This window comes from Streptomyces sp. (genome assembly GCF_050698815.1).
Lineage (GTDB): Bacteria > Actinomycetota > Actinomycetes > Streptomycetales > Streptomycetaceae > Streptomyces.
In genome coordinates, this window is the sequence record NZ_JBOHCV010000414.1 from 1 (window position 1) to 5,862 (window position 5,862).

Sequence of the window (5,862 nt, forward strand, 5' to 3'; positions counted from 1 at the left end):
GGACCAGCGGACCGGTGGAGGCCGGACTGGGCGGCAAGGAGCGGGCCCTGTGGCTGCTGTTCGCGGGCAACTGCGCCTACCGGGTCGGCATGGCACCGGTGCGCCGGCACGACCTGGCCGACGGCCAACTCGACATCCGTATCGTCAAGGCGGGCCGCTGGGCCCGTACGCGCCTGGTCGTCGCGGCCCTCACCAGCGCCGTGGACCGCTCACCGCTGCACAGCACGACGCGGCTCCGCCGCATGCTGATCACCGGCATACCGCATGGGACCCACCTCGCCTTCGACGGCGAAGTGGCGGAGGCTCCGCGGCAGTTGCTGCTGGACAAGCAGCACGAGGCGCTGACCGTCTACCGCGCGCCGAGCGACTGAGCGCCGGTCATCACCGGCCCCGGGACGAGAGTTGCCCGGGGCCGCCAGACCGCGGTGACCCTCCTCACAGCCCGGACGTCCGCGGTGATCGGCCGGGCGACTGACATACGGTGGTTCCCGTCACGGAAACGGCTGCCGAGCGGGGGCGGAGCAGGGCATGGAACTCCCGGACGAGATAACCGCCGCGCGCGCCGGTGAGGGGAACCCGGCGGCGCTGCTGGGTGAGTTCCGCCGAGCGGCGGTGCTGGTGCCCCTCTTCGAAGGCGGCCTGATGTCGGGGGACTTCGGCGGCATCCGCTGGGTCTACGCCTTCACCGACGAAACCGCGCTGGCCCGCTTCGACGCGGGCCTGGGCCCGGCCGCTCCGGCAAAGCGCGAGCACATCACCGTGCTGGGCGGCCGGCTGCTGGACACCGTCATCCCGTCCCTGGGCAGCCCGGCGGGCGTCGCGGTCGACGTGGCCGACGAGGACCGTTCGATGCTCTTCCCGCCGGTCGTGGGGATCGTTCCCGACAGGGCCGCGGTGGACGCGGATACGGGACCGGGCGGGGGCGACGAGACCACAGGGGAGGCCGCGCGATGAGCGACGGTAGCGGGGATCTGAACGTAAGCAAGGAGAGCCTGAAGCTGATCGTCGACGGCATGAAGGCCGCGATCGGTGAACTGGAGGAGACAGGCAGCGGGGTCACCAGCTCGAACCGCGGCGCGGGCTTTGAGAATCTGGCGCTCACCAACAAGGAAGCCGGCACAGGCGGCGTCGCGAGCGACTTCGAGGACTTCTGCGACCGCTGGGAGTGGGGGATCAGGGCGCTGATGCTGAACGCCAACGGGCTTGCGGAGAAGCTGGGCCTGGCCGTGGGGCTGCAGCACGCGACCGACGAATACTGGAGCAGCACGTTCAAGTACGGGCTCAACAGCGTCAACACCTGGTCGAATCCGGGCCTGACGCGGGAGCAGGCCGGCAAGCAGGACTGGGGCGAGATCCTGACGCCGGACGCACCCGACTACAGCGCGGAGTCCTCGACGAAGGCCGCACTGCAGGCGCGGGAGGGATGGGAGAACCCTGACGGGAATGCGGGGGCTCCCGCCCCCGGCGACGAGAACCCGCAGGGCAAGGACGGTAAGCGCTGATGGGCTGGGGACCGGTCGACGACTGGGTGGAGAAGGGCACCGAGCGTGTCGGTGAGGGGATCGACAGCGCGGGGGGCGCCCTCGCCGACAGTCTGGACGACGTCGGCTGGAAGGAAGGCGCCCAGGTCGTCCGGAGCGGCAAGAACTGGGCCGCCAACCACCTGGGCGCCGACACGGACGAACTTCAGCTCGGCCAGACCCGGGACGAGAAGGAACTCGTCCACGGCAGCGCTGGCAAGCTTCGCTCGACCGCCGGTCACCTGAAGGACTTCAAGTCGGCCTTCGAGAAGGTCGGCAAGGGCCTGCGGGGCGTGGACTCCAGCGGCATGAGGGGCGAGGCCGCCGACGCTTTCCGGGAGAAGGCGGCCGCCGAGCCGAAGAAATGGTTCAAGGCGGCGGACGCGTCTGAGAAGGCGGCCAACGCGCTCGAGGACTTCGCCGGAACCGTGGAGTGGGCCCAGGGCCGGGCGAAGGAAGCGATCGAGCAGTGGGACAAAGCCCAGAAGGAGTCTGGAGAGGCCCGCGAAGCACACAACAAGCAGGTCGATGCCTACAACCGGCAGGCCAAGGCGTACAACTCGGCCGCGGCGTCGGGCGGAGACCCCGGTCCGAGACCGACGGACCCGGGCGACTTCCAGGACCCTGGGCCCGGGTTGGAGAAGAAGGCTCAGGAGACCCTCGACGCCGCCCGAAAGCAGCGCAACGAGGCAGAGGGCCGGGTGCGCACGTCGCTCCAGGCCGCGCGCGACGCGGCACCGCCCAAACCGTCCGCGGTCGCGCAGATGAACCTCGACACGGAGATCAATCTCGACGATATGTCCCACGTCGGCGGTGGCGTGATCTACGGGGCGGCCGGGATGGTCTCCACCGCCCGCACCATGAACCCGATCGAGCCGTACAACCTGACCCATCCCGCCCAGTTCGCAACCAACCTCAACAACACCTCACTCGGCATCTACCAAGCGGCGCGGAACCCCAAGGCCGCCGCCGAGGCCATCGCCGACAGCTACCGGAAGGACAAGGGCGACTTCATCGGTGCGCTGCTTCCCGAGGTCGCCGCCGGCAAGGGGACAGGCCTCCTGCGGGGCGGGTTGAAGGGCGCACTCAAGGGCGGTGGACGGCACGAGGGCGGCGACTCCGGTCGAGGCCATCTGGACGGCAACGGCGACAGGAAGAACGACACCGACGGCCCGAACAGGCCCTGCGACGGAACCGACCCCGTCGACCTCACGACCGGGAAGATGTTCCTTCCGCAGACAGACGTGACGCTGCCGGGCGCCCTTCCGCTGGTCTTCCGGCGGCAGGTGGAGTCCGGTTACCGGCTGGGACGCTGGTTCGGGCCGTCGTGGACGTCCACGGTGGACCAGCGCCTGGAGGTCGACGCCGAAGGCGTGGTCTACATCTCGGAGGACGGCCTGGTCCTGTCCTACCCGCACCCCGGGCCTGGACTGCCCACCCTGCCGAGCGCCGGCCCCCGGATGCCGCTGGAGCGGGCGGCCGATGGCGGGTTCACGCTCACCGACCCCGACACCGGGTGGGTACGGCACTTCGGTCCGCCGGAGGACGGGGTGGACGGTGACGCGCGCATCGAGCAGCTCAGCGACCGCAACGGCAACTGCGTGGTTTTCGAGTACGACGAGGCGACCGGCACCCCGGTCCGCATCGGCCACAGCGGCGGATATGAGCTGCGCTTCACGGTTGAGGCCGGCCGCATCACAGCCCTTTCGCTGACCGACACCGTGCTGATGCGGTACGGGTACACGGACGGCAACCTCACCGACGTGGTCAACTCCTCGGGCCTGCCGCTGCGTTTCGCATACGACGACGAGCGCCGCGTCATCTCTTGGACGGACACCAACGACCGCCGCTACGACTACGTCTACGACCACCACGACCGCTGCATAGCCGAGGGCGGTACGGCAGGTCATCTACAGGTCCGCATCGGCTACGACGAAGTGGACGGGCGAACGGGCCACAAGGTCACCACGCTGACCACGGCCGAGGGGCACTCCACCCGCCACCTGGTCAACGACCGCTACCAAGTGGTGGCGGTGACCGACGCGTTGGGGAACACGGTCCACACCGACCGCGATGCGTTCAACCGTCCGTTGAGGCGCACGGATGCGCTGGGCAGGGTGACGGCGTTCGCCTACGACGAGGCGGGCCGGCTGTCCGGAGTCGTGCGGCCTGATGGCCGCGAAGCGACGGTCGACCGCAATCACCTCGGCCTCCCCGTAGAGATCCGCGAAGCGGACGGCGCGGTGTGGCGCAACGAGTTCGACGAGCACGGCAACCGCATCGCCGCTACCGACCCGGCCGGTCAAATCACCCGCTACGCCTACGACGCGCACGGCAATCTGGCCGGAGTGACCAATGCTCTGGGCGAGACGACACGGGTGCGCTGCGACAAGGCTGGCCTCCCCGTCGAGATCACCGATCCGCTCGGGGCGATCACCCGCTACGAACGCGACGCTTTCGGCCGTCCGGTGGCTCTGACCGATCCGCTGGGCGCCGTCAGCCGCCTCGAGTGGACGGTGGAGGGCAAGCTGACCCGCCGTACCGACCCTGACGGGGCGGTGCAGTCCTGGACGTACGACGGCGAGGGCAACTGCACACGCCACGTCGACGCCAACGGCGGCGAGACGACGTACGAATACACGCACTTCGACGTACTGGCCGCCCAGACCGGCCCGGACGGCGTCCGCTACGCCTTCGACCACGACGCCGAACTCCGTCTGACGCAGGTCACCAACCCTCATGGGCTGACGTGGTCGTACGAGTACGACCCGGCAGGCCGTCTGGTGTCCGAGACGGATTTCGATGACCGCACCCAGAGCTACACCCACGACGCCGCAGGCCAACTGATCGCCCGCATCAACCCGTTGAGCACGTCCGTCACCTATGAGCGCGATGAGCTGAGCAACATCGTCCGCAAGGCAGCAGGCGACCGGGTCACCACCTTCGCCTACGACACGGCGGGCCGCATGGTCGAGGCGATCGGCCCGGACGGCGAAGTCCGCTGGCAGCGGGACAAGTTGGGCCGCATCAAGTCCGAGATGACCGGCAGCGGCGTACTGACTCATTCCTACGACGCGCTGGGCCGCCGCACTCGCCGGGTAACGCCCACCGGCGCTGTCTCGACGTTCGCCTACGACGCGGCGGGTAACCGCACCACGGTGACCGCCAACGGCCACACGCTGGACTTCACCCACGACGCGGCGGGCCGCGAGACCGGCCGCCGCATCGGCGACGGGCTCACGCTCTCCCACCTGTGGGATCCATGGGGCCGCCTCACCAGCCAGACCCTCACCGGACACGACGCGGCAACCATCCAGCACCGCGCCTACACCTACCGCGTGGACGGCTACCTGACCGGCATCGAGGACCAGCTCACCGGCGGCCGCAACTTCGACCTGGATGCGGCGGGCCGGGTCACAGCGGTCCACGCACGGGGCTGGACGGAGACCTACGCCTACGACGAGGCGGGCAACCAGACCCACGCCGCCTGGCCCACCGCCCACGCGGCCCCGGAAGCGATAGGCGCCCGCAACTACACCGGCACACGCATCACTTCGGCGGGCAAGATCCGCTACGAACACGACGACGCCGGCCGCATCACGCTGCGCCAGAAGACCCGGCTGTCGAAGAAACCCGACACCTGGCGCTACACCTGGGACGCCGAAGACCGCCTGAGCAGCGTGACCACCCCCGACGGCACCGTCTGGCGCTACCTCTACGACCCGATGGGCCGCCGCACCGCGAAGCAACGCCTCTCCGGTGACGGCGAAACCGTCATCGAGCAGGTCGACTTCACCTGGGACGGCCCCACCCTCATCGAACAGACCACCACCGCTCCCGACCTGCCGCACCCGGTGACCCTGACCTGGGACCACGAGGGCTTCACACCGCTGTCCCAGACCGAACGCCTCACCGACACCGCCACCCAGGCAGAGATCGACTCCCGCTTCTTCGCCATCGTCACCGACCTGGTGGGCACCCCCAGCGAACTCGTCGACGAGAGCGGCGACATCGCCTGGCGCACCCGCACGACCCTCTGGGGGACGACCACCTGGAACGCCGACAGCAGCACCTACACACCCCTGCGCTTCCCGGGCCAGTACTACGACCCGGAAACAGGCCTCCACTACAACTTCCACCGCTACTACGACCCCACCACGGCCCGCTACACCACCCCCGACCCCCTCGGCCTGACGCCCGCCCCCAACCCCGCCACTTACGTCCGCAACCCGCACGCCGGGACTGACGTTCTCGGATTGGCTCCGGGAGATTGCCCTCCGAGTACCGGCAAGGAGGTAGTCCCCCACAACAAGGGTTTTGCTCGTCGCCAGCTCGAAAACAT

The 5,862-nt window shown here is 69.3% G+C and carries 3 protein-coding genes and 1 pseudogene; all 4 read left to right on the forward strand.

Annotated features, from left to right (window positions below):
• A pseudogene (locus ACRDP3_RS15075) lies at positions 1 to 371 on the forward strand (phosphoesterase); the annotation flags it as partial.
• Positions 372 to 528: 157 nt separating this feature from the next.
• On the forward strand, positions 529 to 954 hold the full coding sequence (locus tag ACRDP3_RS15080; protein WP_431517448.1) for a hypothetical protein: 426 nt from the start codon (positions 529 to 531) through the stop codon (positions 952 to 954).
• The gene (locus tag ACRDP3_RS15085; protein ID WP_431517449.1) at positions 951 to 1,502 is read left to right on the forward strand and encodes a hypothetical protein; all 552 of its coding nucleotides are present in this window, start codon (positions 951 to 953) and stop codon (positions 1,500 to 1,502) included. The genes ACRDP3_RS15080 and ACRDP3_RS15085 overlap by 4 nt, the downstream gene beginning before the upstream one ends.
• Positions 1,502 to 5,862: putative T7SS-secreted protein (locus tag ACRDP3_RS15090; RefSeq protein ID WP_431517450.1), on the forward strand; the 4,361-nt coding region annotated here is incomplete at its 3' end. The genes ACRDP3_RS15085 and ACRDP3_RS15090, both read left to right, overlap by 1 nt.

Coding starts and splice junctions, on each gene's coding strand:
- ACRDP3_RS15080 (WP_431517448.1), top strand. CDS start 529: ATGGAACTCCCGGACGAGATAACCGCCGCGCGCGCCGGTGAGGGGAAC.
- ACRDP3_RS15085 (WP_431517449.1), top strand. CDS start 951: ATGAGCGACGGTAGCGGGGATCTGAACGTAAGCAAGGAGAGCCTGAAG.